The organism is Streptomyces sp. NBC_00483 (assembly GCF_036013745.1).
Classification (GTDB): domain Bacteria; phylum Actinomycetota; class Actinomycetes; order Streptomycetales; family Streptomycetaceae; genus Streptomyces.
Genome location: NZ_CP107880.1, coordinates 3,886,652 through 3,906,358, shown reverse-complemented (window position 1 = coordinate 3,906,358; position 19,707 = coordinate 3,886,652). Strand labels below are relative to the sequence as shown.

Genomic DNA, 19,707 nt, shown 5'->3' with positions numbered 1-19,707 from the left:
CCCGGCAGGAATCTCTGCTCGGTACAACTGACTCCATGCACAAGGCACTCGAATCCCTCCTCGATCTGCTCGACCTCGAGCAGATCGAGGAGGACATCTTCCGCGGCCAGTCCCGGTCCTCCGTCGTCCCGCGCGTCTTCGGCGGGCAGGTGGCGGCCCAGGCGCTGGTCGCGGCCGGCCGCACCGTCCCGGCCGACCGGCACGCCCACTCCCTGCACGCGTACTTCCTCGTCGCGGGGGACCCGGGCGCGCCCATCGTCTACACCGTCGACCGGATCCGCGACGGCCGCTCCTTCACCACGCGCCGCGTCGTCGCCGTCCAGCACGGGCAGCCGATCTTCCACCTCTCCGCGTCCTTCCAGACGTACGAGGAAGGTCTTGAGCACCAGGCGGACATGCCGCCCGCGCCCGACCCCGAGTCGCTGCCGACCGCGGAGGAGACACTCCCGCGCTATGTCGACGACGTGCTGGAGCCCGACGTCGTCCGGCGCCTCCTCGAAGCCCGTGAGGCCGTCGACCTGCGGTACGTGGACGCGCCGCCGTTCGCCTTCGTCGGCGACCCGCAGCCCCCGCGCTCCCAGGTCTGGTTCCGCGCGCGCGACAAGCTCGCGGACGACCCGCTGCTGCACGTGTGCCTCGCGACGTACGTCTCCGACATGACGCTCCTCGACTCCGTGCTGCTCGCCCACGGGCGGGGCGGCTGGGCCGTCGGCGATGTCGTGGGCGCGTCCCTGGACCACGCGATGTGGTTCCACCGGCCGTTCCGGGCCGACGAATGGCTGCTGTACGACCAGGAGTCGCCGTCCACGTCCGGCGGGCGCGGGCTCGGGCAGGCCCGGATCTACACGCAGGACGGGCGGCTCGCGATCACCGTCATCCAGGAGGGTGTGGTGCGCGTTCCGCGCTGACCGGGCGACCGGGTGGCCGGGCGGGGCGTGGTTCGCGTTCCCTCCTGATCGGACATAACGTCCCGTACATGGATGAGCGTGCGGAAGAAGCGGGCGGGGAGAGCGTCTTCACGGTGGTCGTCGCCGCGGTGGCCAACCTGGGCATCGCCCTCGCGAAGGCCGTCGCCGGCGTCATCAGCGGCTCCAGCGCGATGCTCTCCGAGGCCGCGCACTCCTTCGCCGACACCGTCACGGAACTGCTGCTCCTCACCTCCCTGAAGCGCAGCGACAAGCCCGCCGACGAGGAGCATCCGCTCGGCTACGGCGGCGAGCGGTACGTGTGGGCGCTGCTCGCGGCCGTCGCCACGTTCGTGGGCGGCGCCGTCTTCTCCCTGTACGACGGGATCCACACGCTCGTCGCCGGCGAGGAGCTGGGCGATCCGCTCGTGTCGTACGTGGTGCTGGCCGTGGCGTTCGTCCTGGAAGGGTTCTCGCTGCGCACCGCGGTCAAGCAGGCGCGGGGCGAGGCGGCCCGGGTGCGGGTGCCCTTCGGTACGTATCTGCGGCACACGCCCGACACGGCGGTGAAGGCGGTCGTACTGGAGGACAGTGCGGCGTTGGCGGGTCTGGTGCTCGCGGCCGGCGGGCTGCTCGGCTCGCAGCTCACCGGGTCGGGGGCGTGGGACGGGGCGGCGTCCCTGTGCATCGGCGTGCTGCTGCTGTGGGTGGCGTGGGTGCTCGGGCGGTCCAACGCGGAGTTGCTGGTGGGGCGGCCGTTGCCGAAGCCCTTCCGGGACGAGATCCGGCAGATCGTGCTCGGGGTCGAGCACGTCGAGGCGGTCCTTGAGCTGACCACGTTGGTGCAGGGGCCGCGGGAGGCGTTGGTCGCGGCGAAGGTCGACTTCCGGGATGCGTCCACCGCGGCGCAGATCGAGTGGGCCTGCGAAGACGCTTCGCGGAGGATTCGGGAGAGGTTTCCCGCGGTGCGGCGAGTGTTTTTGGACCCGACCCCGGGGTTCGCGGCGCGCCGCACGGAGGGGCTCAATCCGTGGTGAGCCGATTAAGCCCCTGCCGCCGCAGGCGCTAGAGCAGGTCCGCCGCGGACAGCAGGTACGCCGTCATCGGGTCATAGTGCCGCGGGCTCGTGACGTGGTCGTCCAAGGGGATCGTCACCTGCATCGTGCCCTCGGATTCGCCCACGAAGAGGGCCGGGTCGTTGCAGTCCGCGTAGCCGATGGAGTCGAGGCCGCGTTGGGCCGCGCATCCCGCCCAGCCGTGGTCGGCGACGACCAGGTCGGGCTGCGGGCGGCCCTCACGGGCGAGGCCGTCGAGGATCGCGGCCATGGGGTCGGGGGAGTGCGTGTGCCACAGCGTCGCACCGCGCTCCAGCATCGCCACGTCCGCGAACTGGAAGACCATGCCCTCGTCCGTGGCCAGGCCCTCGGGGATCGTCATGATCTCGCAGCCCGCCGCGCGCAGCGCCGTCGCCGTCGCCCGGTGGACGTCGAGGAGGCCGCCCGGGTGGCCCGTGGCGAGCAGGACGCGCTGGTGGTCCTCCGCGGCCTTGCGCAGGCGCGCCGCCATGCGATCCAGGGCGTCGACCGTCAGTTCCGGGTCGATGGTGTCCTGGCCGGAGCGGTGCCCGGGGTCCGGTACGACGCCGCAGCGTTCGGCCATGACGGCGAGCACGTCCTGCTCGTCGGTCCAGCGGTCGCCGAGTTCAAGGCCCAGCCAGTAGTGGCGGTCGCCGTTCGCGAGCCTTCGGTAGTGCGAAAGGTTGTTCTCGCGTGGGGTGGCGACGTCGCCCGCGATACGGGTGCGGACGAGGTGGTCGATGAGGGCGGCGCGGGTCGGCGTATCGCTGGGCAGTCCGGGTATCGGCATACGTCCATTGTGCCGGGGGTCGCGGCGGGACGGTGATCGGTTCCGGGGAGTGGACCCGCGGCGTCACGCCATGTGCCGGAGGGCGAACCAGAGTTCCATGCGGGTGTCCGGGTCGTCGAGGTCCGCTTCCAGGAGCGTGGCGCAGCGGGCGATGCGCTGGCGGACCGTGTTGCGGTGGACGGTCAGGGCGAGGGCCGTGCCTTCCCAACTGCCGTGCAGGGAGAGCCAGGTGCGCAGGGTCTCCAGGAGCGCCGGCTTGCCGGACAGCGCGGCCAGGGTCGGCGCGGGGGCGTCGTCCGGGCGGTGATGGGCCAGCGGGCTGCGGGTCGCCCGTGCGCGGGTGAGGGCGTGCGCCGCCTGGGTGTCGGCGAGCGGCAGGTCACGGGCGAGGGCGGGGGCGCTGACGCCGAGCACGTGGCCCGTGTGTGCCGTGACGTCCTGGTCGGACGGGATCAGGGCGCGGGTGAGGGAGTCGTCGGTCGAGGTGGAGGTCAGCGGGGTCGCCAGGTCCGGGGCCGGGCGGGGCGTGAGGGGGCGGGCGTGGATCACCCGCCAGGTGGTGTCCGCGCCCAGCAGCTCCGTCGCCGCCTCCGCGCGGTCCGCGCCGAGGAGGAGGTCGACCAGGGTCGCCGCGCGGCGCGTGTCGCCCGTCGAGCGGTGTTCGCCGGTGAGCAGGGAGAGCAGGACGATCGCCGCTCCCGCGATCGTGTGGTCGCCCGGCGAGCGGGCCTGCGTCGCGAGGCCGAGCGCGCCGCCCGTGCTCAGCGCGTACGCCGACAGATGCGTGCCGCCCACCGTGTCCGCCGCCGAGGACGGGGTGGGGAAGAGGTGCGTGGCGTGCGGGCGGACCACCGCCGTCAGTTCGGCGAGCGCCTCGCTCACGGCGCGCGGGGGACGCGCCCCCGCGTGGTGCGGCTCGTCGCCCTCCGGGGTGACCGCCACCGCGAATCCGCCGGTGCGCTGGGCGAGTTGACGCAGGACGGAGGGGAGCGGGTCCGGTCGCGCCGCCGCCGACGCCAGCGCCTGCTGGGCCTCCGTGACCCGGCGCAGCTCCGCGTTCCTGGCCTGCGCCATCAGCTCCCAAACGGCCCGCGCGACCCCGCTGAACGTGGTCCGCGGAGGGACCTCCAGGAGCGGGATCCCGCGCCGCTCGCAGGCCGCGACCAGCTCCGGCGGCACCGTGTCGAAGACCGGCGTCACACCGAAGCCGAGCGCCACCGCCCCGCCCCGCGCGACCCGCTCCGCGTACTCCTCGAAGTAGTCGCCGACGGGCGCGGCGGGCGCGTGCACGCCCGCCGTCAGGAGCAGCTCGCCGCCCAGCAGGTACGGCTCCGGGTCCGTCAGCTCCGACGTGTGCGCCCCGTGCACGAGGACGTCCGCCGCGTCGGGCCCAGCGATCCGGCGAAGGCCCAGGTCGGCGCGGGAGAGCACCGCGGCGAGCGGAATGCCCGGCGTGGGCGGTGCGGTCACGGTCACCAGTGGATGATTCCTCTGCTCTAATCCGGGGCGGTGGATGAAACGTACACTTCAGTGCTGCTTTTCGGCCACCTAGATTTCTTCCGACCGGTGGGTGCGGGTACGGGCGGATGTCCCCGACACCCCCAGGAGCCCAACAGGGGCTCCGCAGCCGGACAACTCCCCTGCACGACACGCCACCGAGGTGGACGAAGGAGGACGCCCCATGGCCGTCGACTATGTAGTGATCGTCGTCTACCTGGCAGGCATGCTGGCGATGGGCTGGTGGGGCATGCGCCGCGCCAAGTCCAAGAGCGACTTCCTGGTCGCGGGCCGGCGCCTCGGTCCCGCCATGTACTCCGGGACCATGGCGGCCGTCGTGCTCGGTGGCGCCTCCACCATCGGCGGTGTCGGCCTCGGCTACCAGTACGGTCTGTCGGGCGCGTGGTTGGTGTTCACCATCGGCCTCGGCATCCTCGCCCTGTCGCTCTTCTTCTCGGCGCGCATCGCCCGCCTGAAGGTCTACACGGTCTCCGAGATGCTCGACCTGCGCTACGGCGGCGGCCGCACCGGGATGATCTCCGGCATCGTGATGTGGGCGTACACGCTGATGCTCGTGGTCACGTCCACCATCGCGTACGCGACGATCTTCGACGTCCTCTTCGACGTGCCGCGCACCCTGGCGATCATCGTCGGCGGCACCATCGTCGTCGCCTACTCGACGCTCGGCGGCATGTGGTCGATCACCATCACCGACATGGTGCAGTTCGTCGTGAAGACCATCGGCGTGCTGCTGATCCTGCTGCCGGTCGCCGTCGTCAAGGCGGGTGGCTTCAGTGAGATGAAGGCCCAGCTGCCCACCTCGTACTTCGACCCGCTGGGCATCGGCGGCGAGACGATCTTCACGTACGTGCTGATCTATACGTTCGGCCTCCTCATCGGGCAGGACATCTGGCAGCGCGTCTTCACCGCCCGAAACGACAAGGTGGCCCGCTGGGGCGGCACCGTCTCCGGCGTCTACTGCCTGCTCTACGCGATCGGCGGCGCGGTCATCGGCACCGCCGCCAAGGTCCTCTACCCGAAGGGGCTCGGCCAGGCCGACGAGGCGTTCGCGCAGATCGTCAAGGACGAGCTGCCCGTCGGTGTCCGCGGGCTCGTCCTCGCCGCCGCCCTCGCGGCCGTCATGTCGACGTCGTCCGGAGCGCTCATCGCCTGCGCCACCGTCGCCAACAACGACATCTGGAAGCGGCTGCGCGGCGTCAAGGCCGGGTCGTCGTCCGAGGAGGACGAGCACGACGAGGTCAAGGGCAACCGGATGTTCATCCTCGGCCTCGGCGTCGTCGCGATCGTCATCTCGATCCTCCTCAACAACGTCGTCGAGGCGCTGACCGTCGCCTACAACCTGCTCGTCGGCGGGCTGCTCGTGCCCATCATCGGCGGGCTGGTCTGGAAGCGCGGCACGGGTCCTGCCGCCCTCGCCTCCGTCGCCGTCGGCGGCCTCACCGTCATCGGCGCGATGTGGCGCTACGGCATCCTCGCCAACCAGCCCGTGTACTACGGCCTCACCGCGTCACTCGTCGTCTACGTCGTCGTGTCGCTGGCCACCAGGCCCACCGACGCCGCCGTCCTCGCCAACTGGCGCGAGCGGCTCGCCGGGCGCGGCGCCGAGGAGCCCGAGCCGGCTCCCGCCGCCGTCACGCAGTAATCCCGTACGAACCCCGTACGCACTCGCAGGAAAGAAGGCATGCGCGCAATGAACAGCAACGAGACGCCCCGCGTTCCCAACGGCCCCACAGGCGCCGTCGGACCGGTCGACTCCTCCCGGGTCCCGCGCTACGCGGGCCCCGCGACGTTCGCCCGCCTGCCCCGGCTCGACGAGGTGGACGCCGCCGACGTGGCGGTCGTCGGCGTCCCCTTCGACACCGGCGTCTCCTACCGGCCCGGCGCCCGCTTCGGCGGCAACGCGATCCGCGAGGCCTCCCGCCTGCTGCGCCCGTACAACCCGGCGCAGGACGCGTCGCCGTTCTCGCTCGCGCAGGTCGCGGACGCCGGTGACATCGCCGCCAACCCGTTCAACATCAACGAGGCCGTCGACACCATCGAGGCCGCCGCCGACGACCTGCTCGGCTCCGGCGCCCGCATGATGACGCTCGGTGGCGACCACACCATCGCGCTGCCGCTCCTCCGCTCGGTCGCGAAGAAGCACGGCCCGGTCGCGCTGCTGCACTTCGACGCGCACCTCGACACCTGGGACACGTACTTCGGCGCCGAGTACACGCACGGCACCCCGTTCCGCCGCGCCGTCGAGGAGGGCATCCTCGACACCTCCGCGCTCTCCCACGTCGGCACGCGCGGCCCGCTGTACGGCCGCTCCGACCTCACGGAGGACGAGAAGCTCGGCTTCGGCATCGTCACCTCGGCGGACGTCTACCGCCGCGGCGCCGACGAGGTCGCCGACCAGCTGCGCCAGCGCATCGGCGACCGCCCGCTGTACATCTCCATCGACATCGACTGCCTCGACCCGGCCCACGCGCCCGGCACCGGCACCCCGGAGGCGGGCGGCATGACCTCCCGCGAGCTCCTGGAGATCCTCCGCGGCCTTTCTTCGTGCAACCTGGTGTCCGCGGACGTCGTCGAGGTGGCGCCCGCGTACGACCACGCGGAGATCACGTCCGTCGCCGCCTCGCACACCGCGTACGAGCTGACGACGATCATGTCCCGCCAGATCGCGGAGGCACGGAACAAGTGACGCACGACCACGACATCGAGCTGACGCCCACCCCCGAGCAGACGGCGGCGGCCCTCAACCCGCCCGCGGGCCGCAACGGCGGCGACCTCGTCGTCGAGACGCTGCACGGCCTCGGCGCGGCCACCGTCTTCGGCCTGCCGGGACAGCACGCGCTCGGCATGTTCGACGCGCTGCGCCGCTCCACGCTGAAATACGTCGGCCTGCGCGTCGAGAACAACGCCGGGTTCGCGGCGGACGCGTACGGCCGCGTCACCGGTGAGGTGGCCCCGCTGCTCCTCTCGACCGGCCCCGGCTCGCTCATGTCCCTCGCGGCGCTCCAGGAGGCGGCCGCCGCCTCCGCGCCCGTGCTCGCCATCGGCAGCCAGATCCCCGTGGCGGGACTCGGCGGCGGCCGCCACGGCTACCTGCACGAACTCCGCGACCAGCAGGCCTCGTTCCGCGACATCGTGAAGTCGGTCCACACCGTCCGTACGCAGTCGCAGATCCCGTCGGCCATCGCCGCCGCCTGGAAGTCCGCGCTGACCGCACCGCACGGCCCGGTCTGGGTGGAGATCCCGCAGGACGTGCTTCTCGCGGAGACCACGCTTCCGCAGGTCACGGCCATGGACGCGACGCCGGACGACCTGGTGCCGCGCCCCGAGCTGACCGCCGTCGCCGCCGACCTCCTCGCGGGCGCCGAGCGCCCCGCGATCATCGCGGGCGGCGGCGTCGTCCGCGCCGACGCGACCGGCAAGCTCCTCGCGCTCGCCGAACGCGTCAACGCCCCCGTGGTGTCCACCTTCGGCGGCAAGGGCGCCTTCCCATGGGAGCACCCGCTGTCGCTCCAGTCCTGGATGGAGGACCGGCACACGACGGACTTCCTGGAGGACGCGGACGTCCTGCTGGTCATCGGCTCGGGCCTGGGCGAACTCTCCTCGAACTACCACACGTTCAAGCCGCGCGGCCGCGTCATCCAGATCGAGGCCGACGCCGGCAAGCTGGAGTCCAACCACCCGGCCCTCGGCATCCACGCCGACGCACGCCTCGCGCTCCAGGCGCTGGTCGAGACGGTCGCCGAGCGTCCGGACGACGCGGCGCCCGCCCGCGTCGCAGCGGTCCTGAAGGCCGTACGGGAACGTATCGACGCCCAGGAACTTACCCTGGAGCAAGAGGTGTTGGCGTCGGTGCGCGAGGCGCTCCCGGCCGCTTCCCCGTCCTTCTGGGACATGACGATCCTCGCGTACTGGGCGTGGTCCGCGTGGCCGGGCGCCCTGCACTCGGCGCAGGGCGCGGGCGGCCTCGGCTACGGGTTCCCCGCGGCCATCGGCGCGGCCGCCGCCGACCCGACGACCCCGGTCCTCGCGGTCTCCGGCGACGGCGGCGCCATGTACTCCATCGCCGAACTGGCCACGGCGAAGCAGTACGACCTGAACGTCACCTGGCTCATCGTCGACGACGGCGGCTACGGCATCCTCCGCGAGTACATGACGGACGCCTTCGGTGAGGCCACCGCCACGGAGCTGGCCCGCCCCGACTTCGTGGCACTCGCCGAGTCCTTCGGCGTCCCCGGGGTGCGGACCACCCCGGAGACGCTCCACGACGACCTGGCGAAGGCCTTCGCCGCGCCGGGACCGCGGGTGATCGTGCTGCCCGCCGTACTGCGGATGTTCGCGCCGACGCACCTCGACTGAGCCTCAAGGGCAGGCTCTCAGCCGACCTCGGCCAGGTGCTCGGCAACCTTCGCGATCAGCAGCTCCGGGTTCTCCGCCGGCAGCCCGTGCCCGCCGGGGACGCGCAACAGGCGGGCGTGCGGGATGCGTTCGGCGACGTCGTGCTGGTGCGGCGGCGGGACCATGCGGTCGTCGGCGCTGGATATCAGCAGCGTCGGCGCCGCGACCCGGGGGAGCAGGTCGGTCAGGTCGACGGCCGCGTTCGCCGCGGACTGGCGGGCGAAGCCGCCGCGGCCCGCCGTGATCAGCTCGGTGAAGGCGGCGGCCGCCCCCTCGAAGGTGGCCTCGTCCCAGGAGCGCAGGGTGTCCTTGCCGAGCGCCGTGAGCAGGATGAGGTGCGCGAGGGCGGCCGGATCGGTGCGGGTCAGCTGCTGCCACAGGCCGAACTGGAACGTCATGTGCGCGTCGGCCCTCACCCAAGGGGCATGCGCGGTCAGGGACTTGACCAGCTCCGGGTGGAGGGCCGCGGTCGCCGTCGCCACCACCGCGCCGAGCGAGTGGCCGACGAGGTGGAAGCGGTCGAGCCCGGCGTCACGGGCCGCCGCCACGACGGGCGCGACCATGTCGTCCAGGGTGATCGGGCCACCGGGGTCGACCGTCTCGCCGGAGCCCGCCAGATCCGGGGCGACGATGGTGAAACGGTCGGAGAGTGCCGCCATGAGCGGGGCCCAGTTGCCCTCGGCGGAGGCGCCGGTGCCGTGCACCAGGACGAGGCCAGGACCGCTGCCGGTGACGAGGTAGTGGGTCTTGCTGATGCCGCCGGAGACCGGGACGTCGACGAAGGGCATGGTCCAACTCCTTTACGGGAAAAGGGCGGTCGGGTCAGTTCAGGACCGCACGCAGCGCCTGGTTGAAGGAATCGGGTCGCTCCTGCTGCGCCATGTGGCCGGCGCCCTCGATCACCGTCAGACGGGCGCCGGGGATCAGGCCGAGCAGCTCGCGCGGGACGGACAGCGGAACCTCGGAGTCGAGCTCGCCGTGCAGGAAGTGCGTGGGGACACGCAGCGCGGGCAGCCGCTCGCGCGGGTCGTACTCGGCCTGGTCGGCGGCGAGGCCGTCGATGCGGGGCGTGGCGTCGAGGACCTGCCGGACCGTCCACTCGATCAGCGCGGCGCTCGTCCCGGGCGCGTACCAGTGCGGGACGAACCCGGCGAGGGTGCCCGCACGGTCGGCGCGCATGTCCTCGACGAGCTCGGCCATCGCCTGCTTGGCCTCGGGCCTCGTGCTGAAGTGCTGCACGCCCGAGTCCACCGGGACGATGGCGCCGATCCGCTCGGGCGCCCGCAGGGCGGCCTCGATGACGAACGCGCCCGCGATCGACGAACCGACCAGAACGGGCTGCTCCAGCCCCAGTACATCGATGAACTCCAATGCATCATCGGCGAGTTGATCGATGGTGTAGCCGCTCGCGGGCCGGTCCGAACGGCCGCAGCCACGCCAGTCGAGCGTGATCACCCGGTGATCGGCGGCCAGGTCCGCGGCCTGCGCGTCCCACACCCGGCCGCTGGTGCCCCAGCCGTGCAGGAAGACCAGCGGGCGGCCCGAGCCGAGATCCTCGTAGTGGAGCGTCGTGTCGTTCGCGGTGGCGTAAGGCATGCGGCCATTCCACTGGCCGAACGGCCGTCGACCAAGGAGTGATCCGCTCTTAGACTCATCACGGATCGTGATGGATCGCCCGAGGGGTGTCTGTGGAACTGCGGCAGGTGAAGTACTTCGTGGCCGTGGCCGAGGAACTGCACTTCGGGCGGGCCGCCGAGCGCCTGCACATCGTGCAGCCGACCGTCAGCCAGCAGATCCGGCGCCTGGAGCGGGAGTTCGGCCTGGAGCTGTTCGACCGGACCAGCCGCTCGGTGGCGCTGACCGACGCCGGCCGTGCGTTCCTGCCGCACGCCCGCGCGGTCCTGAAGGCCGAGCGGGCGGCGACCGAGGCGATGGACGAGGTGCGCGCCGAGCAGGAGGCGACGCTGCGGGTCGGCACCAGCGTGGGCCTCGGACTCCGCCTGGACGGCGTGCTGAGCGCCCTGTCCGACCGGGCCCCGCAGCTGATGGTCGAGCTGGTCAGCGGGCCCACCGCGTCCCGGCTCCAGCAGGTCCGCGACGGCGAGCTCGACGCCGCCTTCGTGCGCGGCACGGACCGGAGGCCCGGGCTCGAACTGCTGCCGCTGTGGCGCGACGTCCTGGTCGCCGCGCTGCCCGCCGCGCACCCGCTGGCGGAGCGGGACACGGTCGCCCTCGCCGAACTGGCCGAACTGCCCCTGCGGATCGCGACCCGTGACACCAATCCGTACCTCGTCGACGCGGTCGTCGACGCGTGCGGTGCGGCGGGCTTCGAGCCGGTCATGGGCCCCGCGTTCACCACCGACCAGGACACCCTGGCCGCCATCGCCGCGGGCCGGGCGAGCTGGACGGTCTACTTCGCCGCGCAGGCCGCGGTGCAGCCCGCGCACCGGATCGCCTTCCGCCCGTTCGCGGACCCGGCGACGGCACCGGGCCTGCAGACGTACCTGGCGGTACGCCCCGACCCGCCGTCACGCCGCCTCGCGAAGCTGCTCGATGCGTGCAACGAGGTCAATACCGCTTCCGTAATGGCGAGTTGACCCGTCGAGTCCGAGCGGGGCTGAACCGGTACCCGGTGTCCCGGGATCGGGCTACCAGATCGACTCGACCCACTCCGGGTGGTCGATGAACGGGTTGCGGTTGTGCTGGTAGGTGTCGTAGATGACCTCGTTGCGGTTCTGCTCGAAGGAGTCCGGCGGGTCCTCGTCGCTCCACTTCTTCAGGACCGACAGTTTGCCGATGTTCGGCGCGCTGCCGTTGTCCACGGAGTCGTTGGGTTCGAGGTCGGCGAAGGAGTCGTCGCCCTCGTAGCGGACCGCCATGTAGAGGATCATCCGCGCGACGTCGCCCTTGACGGCGTCGCGCGGCTCGAACGAGTCGGAGTCCGTGAGGCTGCCGCCGCCGTTCGCGACCGCGCTGCCGCCCGCGTCGAAGTCCTTGTTGCCCCGGATCGAGTTGACCGTGACGTCCTCGGGGCGCAGGTGGTGCAGGTCCGTGCCGGGGCCCGTCGCGGTGCCGAAGTCGCCGTGCGACTTGGCCCAGACGTGCTCGCGGTTCCAGTCGCCGCTGTCACCGCCGTTGGCCGACTTCGCGCGTGAGGTGCCGCTGTAGAGCAGGATCACGTTGGAGCTGTTGGCCGGGTCCTGGTCGGTGGCCTTCAGGGCGTCCCAGACCGCGTCGTAGGAGAGCTTCGTCTGGTCGCTGATGATCGTGTGCAGCGCGCTCTTGAGGGCGGTGCCGGTCTTGCCTTCCGCGTCTTGGTAGTACGTGTCGTCGTACGCGGCGGTGGTCGCGGTGGTGGTCGGGGTCGCCGTCGCCGTCGCTGTGGGGAGGGCGACGGCGGCCAGTACGGCCGCGGTGGTGAGGGCGAAGGTGCGTATGTGGAATCCGGGCATGTGGGGTGTCCGTCCGTTCTACGCGGGTTGATTTGGTGGAACGGAGCGTGACATGAACACGTATGGATTGGGTGAATGCCGGGCGTCGATTGTGTGACGACAAAGGCCCCTGACTGGGTGTCAGGGGTCTTTGGGGTGGAGGGAGTTACGGGGTTCAGTTCACGTCGGACGCGTCCAGGCGGTACAGCGACGAGGACGAGGACGAGGACGAAGAGGAGCTGTCCGAGCTCTTGGAGCTCTTGGTGTACTCGCTCTCCTTCACCGCCGTGCCGTGCTTCTTCACCCACTTGGTGACCGCGGAGCTGACGTCGTTGCCGCCGCCCATTCCGCCGCCCATGCCGCTCTCGCCGACCTGGATGTAGTGCAACTGGCCGCTCTTGACCAGCTTCTTGAGCTTGGCGACGGTCATGCCCTTGTCGGAGCCGGTGAAGCCGTACATGGAGATGACGGGCTTCTTGGTGCTCAGGATGACCTGCGCGGCGGACTGCGAATTGGACACCGCGAGCAGCCACTTGGCGCCGTCCTGGTGCTTCTCCAGGTACTTGATCAGGTCGCTGGAGACGTTGCCGCCCATGCCACCGCCGCCCATGCCGCCGCGTGTGGCTCCGCCGCGTTGGCCGGACTCCTGCTTGCCGGAGCCGGACTCCTGCTTGCCGGAGCCCTGGCCACCCGGCATCTCGCCGCCACCCGGCATGCCGCCGCCCTGCTCGGAACCGCCTTGCTGGGAGCCGCCACCCGGGAAGCCGCCCTCGGGCGCCTGACCGCCACCGGGCGCCTCACCGCCACCGGGCGTCTCACCGCCCCCCTGCTGCGAACCGCCCCCCTGCTGGGAGCCGCCCCGCTGCTGTCCGCCGCCCGGTATCTCGCCGCCGCCGGGGAAGCCGCCGCGGCCACCGCCGCCACCGCCGGGTCCGCCCATGCCGCCACCCGTGGAGGGCCCGGCCGTCGGGTTCGAACCGCCCATGCCGCCGCCACCGCCGGAGGAGGAGAACGTCGTCGCGGAGGCGTACGCCGCCGGACCCGCCACCGACGCGACGACCGCGGCCGACACCGCCACGGCGAGCAGCCGCAGCTTTCGGCCCGTCGACGTACGGAAGACCAGCAGACCCGCGATCGCGAGCGCCATGACGACGGCGATCACCGGCCACAGCCAGCTGTTCCAGCCGGAGGCGCGCCGCAGCAGCACCGCCGACCAGATCCCGGTCACGGCGAGCGCGACCGGCAGCACCCACGCCCACCGCTTGTCCGTACGGAAGGCGCGCAGCAGCATCACGCCGCCACCGCCGCACAGCGCCGCGATGCCGGGGGCGACGGCGGTCGTGTAGTACGGGTGCATGGTGCCTTCGGCCGTGGCGAAGGTGACGTAGTGCAGGAGCAGCCAGCCGCCCCACAGCACGAGCGCGGCGCGGGTGATGTCGGTGCGCTTGGCGCGGCCGCACAGCACCAGACCACCGACGAGCGCGATCGCCGCGAACGGGATCAGCCAGGAGATCTGGCCGCCGAGCGTGTCGTTGAAGAGCCGGCCGAGGCCCGCGGTCCCGGAGAAGCCGCCGCCTCCGCCGCCACCGCCCCCGCCGTTGCCCTCGCCGCCGAGGATCCGGCCGAAGCCGTTGTAGCCCATGATCAGGTCCCAGGCGGAGCCGTCCGTCGAGCCGCCGATGTAGGGGCGGCTGTCGGCCGGTACGAGGGAGACGGCCGTCGCCCACCAGAGGCTGGAGACGGCGAGCACCACGGCGGCGAGCACCAGGTTGCGGACCTTCTTCGCCCAGCCGAGGTCGGACGCGTACACGTACACGGCGAACACCACGGGCAGCGCGATGTAGCCCTGCAGCATCTTGGTGTTGAAGGCCAGACCGAAGCACGCCGCGGAGGCGAGCAGCGGGAGCAGCCTGCCGTTGCGGGTGGCGCGCAGCGCGAGGGCCGCGCCGCCCACCATCAGGAGCACCAGGAGGGTGTCCGGGTTGTTGTCCCGGTTGATGGCGACCGTGATCGGGGTCAGGGCGAGGACGAGGGCGGCGATGATCGCCGCCGCGTGGCCCCAGACCCGCTTCACGGAGGAGTGCAGGATCCAGATCGAGCCGAGCCCGGCGGCGACCTGCGGCAGCATCATCTGCCAGGTGCCGAAGCCGAAGATCCGGCAGGACAGGCTCATCACCATCAACGAGAACGGCGGCTTGTCCACCGTCAGGAAGTTGCCCGCGTCGATGGAGCCGAAGAACCAGGCCTTCCAGCTCTGCGTGCCGCTGTAGATCGCGGCGCTGTAGAAGCTGTTGAGGCTGCCCGACGACAGGTTCCAGGAGTACAGCACCCCGGCGAGCACGAGGATCGCGAGCAGCGCCGGCAGCGACCAGCGCGGCGTGCGGCGCACGCCCGGCGGGTCCACCGGCGGTGGGGGTGCGGGTGCGTGGGAATGCGATTCGGTCAAGGAGGTCACCACTGCACGGTGCACGGCCCCGGTGGGGGCGGGCTGTGGTGAAGCTGGGTGTCACCTGTGGATGCGGACCGGACATCGGTTCGCGCACCGCATCGTTCAGGACAAGTCCGCCCACACCGTTCAGCGAAAGTCCGCCCGGGCGTCGCCAACCGCGCTCTACGGTGACCCCATGTCGCGCAGATCAGTACGCTCCGTGCTCGCCCTCGTCGCCGTGTCGGCCGCCTGTCTGACCGTCTCCGGACCGGCGCACGCCACCGGGGCGGCGGGGAACTGCTCCCCGACCGTGTCGATCACCGGCTACTCCGACGCCCTCGACAAGACGACGTACGACGGCACCTTCGTCGGCAACATCTCCGCGCTCGCCACCGACCGGGGCGGGCGCCTCGCCGCGCTGTCCGACCGCTCGTCCCTGTTCACGCTGGACGGGCGCACCCTCGCGCCCCGCTCCGTGGCGCCGCTCGCCGACGAGAAGGGGGCCGCGCTCGACTCCGAGGGACTGGTCGTCGACCGCGACGGCACCTACCTCGTCACGTCCGAGACCGAGCCCTCGATCCGCCGCTACGACCGCACGGGCGCCCGCATCCTCGACCGCCTCCCGGTCCCCGCCCGGCTCCGGGACCGGGCCACGGCCAACGCCTCCTTCGAGGGCCTGACCCTGCTGCCCGGGGGCCGCACCCTCCTCGCCTCGATGGAGTCCCCGCTCACCGGAGACGAGGTCAACCGGCTCCAGACCTGGCGGCGCACGCCAACAGGCTCCTTCGCGCCCGCCGCCCAGTACGGCTACCGCGCCGACCCGAACCTCGGCATCTCCGAGGTCACCGCCGCCCCCGACGGCCGCCTCCTCGTCCTGGAACGCGGCTTCACCAGCGGCGTCGGCAACACGATCCGGCTGTACGCCGCCGAGCTCCGCGGCGCCACCGACGTCTTTGGCCGCGACACCCTCACCGGCTCCGAACCCGGCGTCCGCCTCGCCCACAAGACGCTCCTCGCCGACCTGGCGAACTGCCCGTCGCTCGGCGCCCCCGCCCACCAGCCCCAGCCCAACCCGCTGCTCGACAACATCGAGGCGATGACGGTCACGGGGTCCGCGGGCCGCGGCCCGCACGGCGCCCTCCGCCTGCTCCTCGCGAGCGACGACAACCAGAGCGCGAACCAGATCACCCGCTTCTACTCACTGACCGTATCCGCGCACTGACGCGTACGGATTGTTGCAGCGGGATGAAATCCGATCCCGCTCGCGTTGGCCCTTCGGCAGCTCAGGGCGAGAGGTCAGGCGAGCGGGAGGCGGCACGGAGTGGCGGAACAACGGGGCTGGGCGAAACGACTCGCGGGATACGCATGGCGCCATCCCAAGGACGTCGTTCTCGCGCTCGGGGCCTCGCTCGGCGGCATGGGCGTCATGGCGCTCGTCCCGCTGATCACGAAGGTGATCATCGACGACGTGATCGGGAACCACTCCCGGTCCATGGCCGTCTGGGCGGGCGCGCTCATAGGCGCGGCCGTCGTCGTCTACGTCCTCGCGTTCGTCCGCCGCTACTACGGCGGCCGGCTCGCCCTCGACGTCCAGCACGATCTGCGCACCGAGATGCACGGGTCGATCACCCGGCTCGACGGCCGGCGCCAGGACGAGCTGTCGACCGGGCAGGTCGTGGGCCGCGCCACCAGTGACCTCCAGCTGATCCAGAGCCTGCTCTTCATGCTCCCGATGACCATCGGGAACGTGCTGCTCTTCGTCATCTCCCTGGTGATCATGGCGTGGCTGTCGCCGCCGCTGACCCTGGTCGCGCTCGCCGTCGCCCCCGCCATCTGGTTCATCGCCAAGCGCAGCCGCTCCCGGCTGCACCCCGCCACCTGGTACGCGCAGGCGCAGGCCGCCGCCGTGGCCGGGGTCGTCGACGGGTCCGTCAGCGGCGTCCGCGTCGTGAAGGGGTTCGGGCAGGAGGAGCAGGAGACCGGGAAGCTCAAGACGGTCGGCCGCAGGCTCTTCGCGGGGCGCCTGCGCACCGTCCGGCTGAACTCGAAGTACACCCCGGCACTCCAGGCCGTGCCCGCCCTCGGGCAGGTCGCCATGCTGGCCCTCGGCGGCTGGCTCGCGGTGCACGGGCAGGTCACGCTCGGCACGTTCGTCGCGTTCTCCTCGTACCTCGCCCAGCTCGTCGGGCCCGTCCGGATGCTCGCGGTCGTCCTCACCGTCGGGCAGCAGGCCCGCGCCGGTGTCGAGCGCGTCCTCGAACTGATCGACACCGAGCCGAGCATCGAGGACGGCACGAAGGAACTGCCCGCGGACGCCCCCGCGACCGTCGAGTTCGACGATGTGTCCTTCACGTACTCGGACGCCGAACACGCCGTCCTCGACGGCCTCTCCCTGGAGATCAGGGCCGGTGAGACCCTCGCCGTCGTCGGCTCCTCCGGCTCCGGCAAGTCCACCGTCTCGCTGCTGCTCCCGCGCTTCTACGACGTCACGCACGGCGCCGTCCTCGTCGGCGGCCACGACGTGCGCGAGCTGACGACGGCGTCCCTGCGCTCCGCGATCGGGCTCGTCCCGGAGGACTCGTTCCTGTTCTCCGACTCCGTGGGCACCAACATCGCGTACGGCGCCCCGGGAGCGACGCAGGAGCAGATCGAGACGGCCGCGCGCGCCGCGCAGGCCCACGAGTTCATCAGCGCGCTGCCCGAGGGCTACGACACCAAGGTCGGCGAGCACGGCCTCACCCTCTCCGGCGGCCAGCGCCAGCGCGTCGCGCTCGCCCGCGCCATCCTCACCGACCCCCGCCTCCTCGTCCTCGACGACGCGACGTCCGCCGTGGACGCCCGCGTCGAGCACGAGATCCACGAGGCGCTTGCACACGTGATGGCGGGCCGTACGACGCTGCTCATCGCGCACCGCCGCTCCACCCTCGGCCTCGCCGACCGGATCGCCGTGCTCGACGGCGGGCGGCTCGCCGCGATCGGCACGCACGAGGAGCTGGAGGCGGGCTCGCCGCTGTACCGGCGCCTGCTCACCGACCCCGACGAGCTGGGCGGGGTGTCGCCGGGACACACCGCTCCCGCCGCGGGGGAGCCGGTGGAGGACACCTCCGTACGGGACGAACTCGACGCGGAGTTCGACGCCGAACGCGGCGTCACCCCCAGGCTGTGGACGGGCGACCGCGAGCCGCGGGACGCCGCGCTCGCCGGAACGCCCGCGACGCCGGAACTCCTCGCGCAGGTCGACGCGCTGCCGCCGGCCACCGACACCCCCGACGTCGACGAGACGCGGGCCGTCGCGGCCGAGGAGTCGTACGGTCTGCGCCGGCTGCTGCGCGGCTTCCGGGCGCCGCTGCTGATCAGCCTCGCGCTCGTCGCCGTCGACGCGGGCATGGGCCTGCTGCTGCCGATCCTCATCCGGCACGGCATCGACGAGGGCGTCTCGCAGCTCGCGATCGGCGCGGTGTGGACGGCGGCCGCGCTGGGCCTCGTCGCGGTGCTCGTGCAGTGGACCGCGCAGTTCGGCGAGACGCGGATGACGGGACGGACCGGCGAGCGGGTCCTGTACTCGCTCCGCCTGAAGATCTTCTCCCAGCTCCAGCGGCTCGGACTCGACTTCTACGAGCGGGAGTTGACGGGTCGCATCATGACCCGGATGACCACCGACGTGGACGCCCTGTCGACGTTCCTCCAAACCGGGCTCGTCACCGCGTTCGTCTCCCTCGTCACGTTCTTCGGCATCATGGTCGCGCTCCTCGTGATCGACGTACAGCTCGCGCTCGTCGTCTTCGCGACGCTGCCGCCGCTGATCATCGGGACGTTCTTCTTCCGGCGCTCCAGCGTCAAGGCGTACGAGCTGGCGCGCGAGCGGATCTCCGTCGTGAACGCCGACCTTCAGGAGTCGGTGGCCGGGCTGCGGATCGTGCAGGCCTTCCGGCGCGAGAAGGACGGCGCCGAGAAGTTCGCCGCGGGCAGCGCCAGTTACCGCAAGGCGCGCATCCGCGGCCAGTGGCTGATCTCCGTGTACTTCCCGTTCGTGCAGCTCCTGTCGGCCGTGGCGACGGTGTCCGTCCTCGCGGTCGGCGCGCACCGGATCGACGCGGGCACGCTCACGACCGGCGCCCTGGTCGCGTATCTCCTCTACATCGACCTGTTCTTCGCGCCCGTGCAGCAGCTGTCCCAGGTCTTCGACGGCTACCAGCAGGCCACCGTCTCGCTCGGCCGCATCCAGGAACTGCTGCGCGAGCCGACGTCGACGAAGAACGCCGAGCGCCCCCGCGACGTACCGTCGCTGCGCGGCGAGATCGCCTTCGAGGACGTCGACTTCGCGTACGGGTCCGCCGACCGGCCGGAGGTGGCGCTGAGCGACGTACGGCTGCGGATCCCCGCCGGGCAGACCGTCGCGTTCGTCGGCGAGACCGGCGCGGGCAAGTCGACCCTCGTCAAGCTCGTCGCCCGGTTCTACGACCCGACGGGCGGCCGGGTCACCGCGGACGGCATCGACCTGCGCGAACTCGACCTCACCGGCTACCGGCACCGCCTCGGCGTCGTCCCGCAGGAGGCCTACCTCTTCCCCGGCACGGTCCGCGACGCCATCGCCTACGGGCGGCCCGACGCGAGCGACGCCGAGGTGGAGGCGGCGGCCCGGGCGGTCGGCGCGCACGAGATGATCGCGACGCTCGACGGCGGCTACCTCCACGAGGTCGCCGAGCGCGGCCGCAACCTCTCCGCGGGACAGCGCCAGTTGATCGCCCTGGCCCGCGCCGAACTCGTCGACCCGGACATCCTCCTGCTCGACGAGGCGACCGCCGCCCTCGACCTCGCCACCGAGGCCCAGGTCAACCAGGCCACGGACCGCATCTCCGGCAAGCGCACCACCCTGGTCGTCGCCCACCGCCTGACGACGGCGGCCCGCGCGGACCGGGTGGTCGTGATGGACCACGGACGCGTCGCGGAGGACGGCACCCACGACGAGCTGCTGCAACTGGGCGGGAAGTACGCCGCGTTGTGGCAGACGTTCCTGGGGGAGCCGGTGGAGGCCGACGAGGTCAGCTCTTCGACGTGATGCCGGAGATCACACGGTCGGCGGCGGTGTCGGCACGCAACCGCCCCGCCCGTCTGCCGCGTCAGTTCATCAGTACGCTGGTGCGGATGTGACGGGAGGGGCTGA

14 protein-coding genes are annotated in these 19,707 nt (G+C 71.9%); 8 read left to right on the top strand and 6 right to left on the bottom strand.

Annotation, left to right across the window (positions count from 1 at the left end):
• The first annotated feature begins 35 nt into the window (after positions 1-35).
• Together OHA73_RS17200 and OHA73_RS17195 are read left to right on the top strand one after the other, a co-directional pair.
• A complete protein-coding gene (locus OHA73_RS17200) occupies positions 36-908 on the top strand; it encodes an acyl-CoA thioesterase (RefSeq protein WP_267070355.1) in 873 nt (290 codons plus the stop codon).
• A 68-nt stretch (positions 909-976) separates the two neighbouring features.
• On the top strand, positions 977-1,942 hold the full coding sequence (locus tag OHA73_RS17195; RefSeq protein ID WP_267070356.1) for a cation diffusion facilitator family transporter: 966 nt from the start codon (positions 977-979) through the stop codon (positions 1,940-1,942).
• A gap of 28 nt (positions 1,943-1,970) precedes the next feature.
• Here OHA73_RS17195 and OHA73_RS17190 read toward each other — a convergent pair whose 3' ends face one another.
• Positions 1,971-2,771: a phosphatase gene (locus tag OHA73_RS17190; RefSeq protein ID WP_266719354.1), complete on the bottom strand. Its 801-nt coding sequence runs from the start codon at positions 2,769-2,771 to the stop codon at positions 1,971-1,973.
• 63 nt (positions 2,772-2,834) lie between these two features.
• A complete protein-coding gene (locus tag OHA73_RS17185; RefSeq protein ID WP_267072888.1) occupies positions 2,835-4,250 on the bottom strand; it encodes a PucR family transcriptional regulator in 1,416 nt (471 codons plus the stop codon).
• 202 nt (positions 4,251-4,452) lie between these two features.
• Between OHA73_RS17185 and OHA73_RS17180 the strand changes: the two genes are divergently transcribed.
• From OHA73_RS17180 to OHA73_RS17170, 3 genes are read left to right on the top strand one after another with little or no spacing between them, the layout of a single operon-like run.
• Positions 4,453-5,931, top strand: a complete 1,479-nt coding sequence (locus OHA73_RS17180; RefSeq protein ID WP_266719356.1) for a sodium:solute symporter — start codon at positions 4,453-4,455, stop codon at positions 5,929-5,931.
• A 48-nt stretch (positions 5,932-5,979) separates the two neighbouring features.
• Positions 5,980-6,975 (top strand): agmatinase, encoded by a 996-nt coding sequence (gene speB / locus OHA73_RS17175; protein ID WP_267072889.1) that lies wholly within the window; start codon positions 5,980-5,982, stop codon positions 6,973-6,975.
• Entirely contained in the window at positions 6,972-8,645 is a 1,674-nt protein-coding gene (locus OHA73_RS17170; RefSeq protein ID WP_267070357.1) for a thiamine pyrophosphate-binding protein, read from the top strand. Before speB ends, OHA73_RS17170 begins: the two co-directional genes overlap by 4 nt.
• 17 nt (positions 8,646-8,662) lie before the next feature.
• Here OHA73_RS17170 and OHA73_RS17165 read toward each other — a convergent pair whose 3' ends face one another.
• Both OHA73_RS17165 and OHA73_RS17160 read right to left on the bottom strand, forming a co-directional pair.
• Positions 8,663-9,472, bottom strand: coding sequence for an alpha/beta fold hydrolase (locus OHA73_RS17165; protein ID WP_267070358.1), 810 nt, complete (start codon positions 9,470-9,472; stop codon positions 8,663-8,665).
• A gap of 34 nt (positions 9,473-9,506) precedes the next feature.
• Positions 9,507-10,280 (bottom strand): alpha/beta fold hydrolase, encoded by a 774-nt coding sequence (locus OHA73_RS17160; protein ID WP_267070359.1) that lies wholly within the window; start codon positions 10,278-10,280, stop codon positions 9,507-9,509.
• 92 nt (positions 10,281-10,372) lie between these two features.
• On the opposite strand from OHA73_RS17160, the gene OHA73_RS17155 reads away from it, so the two are divergent.
• A complete protein-coding gene (locus tag OHA73_RS17155; RefSeq protein WP_327655479.1) occupies positions 10,373-11,281 on the top strand; it encodes a LysR family transcriptional regulator in 909 nt (302 codons plus the stop codon).
• Between the two features lie 51 nt (positions 11,282-11,332).
• Here the strand turns inward: OHA73_RS17155 and OHA73_RS17150 are convergent, their stop codons facing one another.
• Complete coding sequence (locus OHA73_RS17150) at positions 11,333-12,136, bottom strand: endonuclease I family protein (RefSeq protein ID WP_327655478.1); 804 nt, start codon at positions 12,134-12,136, stop codon at positions 11,333-11,335.
• 154 nt (positions 12,137-12,290) lie between these two features.
• On the bottom strand, positions 12,291-14,570 hold the full coding sequence (locus tag OHA73_RS17145; protein WP_443063088.1) for an ArnT family glycosyltransferase: 2,280 nt from the start codon (positions 14,568-14,570) through the stop codon (positions 12,291-12,293).
• A gap of 169 nt (positions 14,571-14,739) precedes the next feature.
• Between OHA73_RS17145 and OHA73_RS17140 the strand changes: the two genes are divergently transcribed.
• Both OHA73_RS17140 and OHA73_RS17135 read left to right on the top strand, forming a co-directional pair.
• Complete coding sequence (locus OHA73_RS17140; protein WP_327655477.1) at positions 14,740-15,765, top strand: esterase-like activity of phytase family protein; 1,026 nt, start codon at positions 14,740-14,742, stop codon at positions 15,763-15,765.
• 99 nt (positions 15,766-15,864) lie between these two features.
• On the top strand, positions 15,865-19,602 hold the full coding sequence (locus OHA73_RS17135; RefSeq protein WP_327655476.1) for an ABC transporter ATP-binding protein: 3,738 nt from the start codon (positions 15,865-15,867) through the stop codon (positions 19,600-19,602).
• Positions 19,603-19,707: the final 105 nt, after the last annotated feature.

Coding starts and splice junctions, on each gene's coding strand:
- OHA73_RS17200 (WP_267070355.1), top strand. CDS start 36: ATGCACAAGGCACTCGAATCCCTCCTCGATCTGCTCGACCTCGAGCAG.
- OHA73_RS17195 (WP_267070356.1), top strand. CDS start 977: ATGGATGAGCGTGCGGAAGAAGCGGGCGGGGAGAGCGTCTTCACGGTG.
- OHA73_RS17190 (WP_266719354.1), bottom strand. CDS start 2,771: ATGCCGATACCCGGACTGCCCAGCGATACGCCGACCCGCGCCGCCCTC.
- OHA73_RS17180 (WP_266719356.1), top strand. CDS start 4,453: ATGGCCGTCGACTATGTAGTGATCGTCGTCTACCTGGCAGGCATGCTG.
- speB (WP_267072889.1), top strand. CDS start 5,980: ATGAACAGCAACGAGACGCCCCGCGTTCCCAACGGCCCCACAGGCGCC.
- OHA73_RS17165 (WP_267070358.1), bottom strand. CDS start 9,472: ATGCCCTTCGTCGACGTCCCGGTCTCCGGCGGCATCAGCAAGACCCAC.
- OHA73_RS17160 (WP_267070359.1), bottom strand. CDS start 10,280: ATGCCTTACGCCACCGCGAACGACACGACGCTCCACTACGAGGATCTC.
- OHA73_RS17150 (WP_327655478.1), bottom strand. CDS start 12,136: ATGCCCGGATTCCACATACGCACCTTCGCCCTCACCACCGCGGCCGTA.
- OHA73_RS17140 (WP_327655477.1), top strand. CDS start 14,740: ATGTCGCGCAGATCAGTACGCTCCGTGCTCGCCCTCGTCGCCGTGTCG.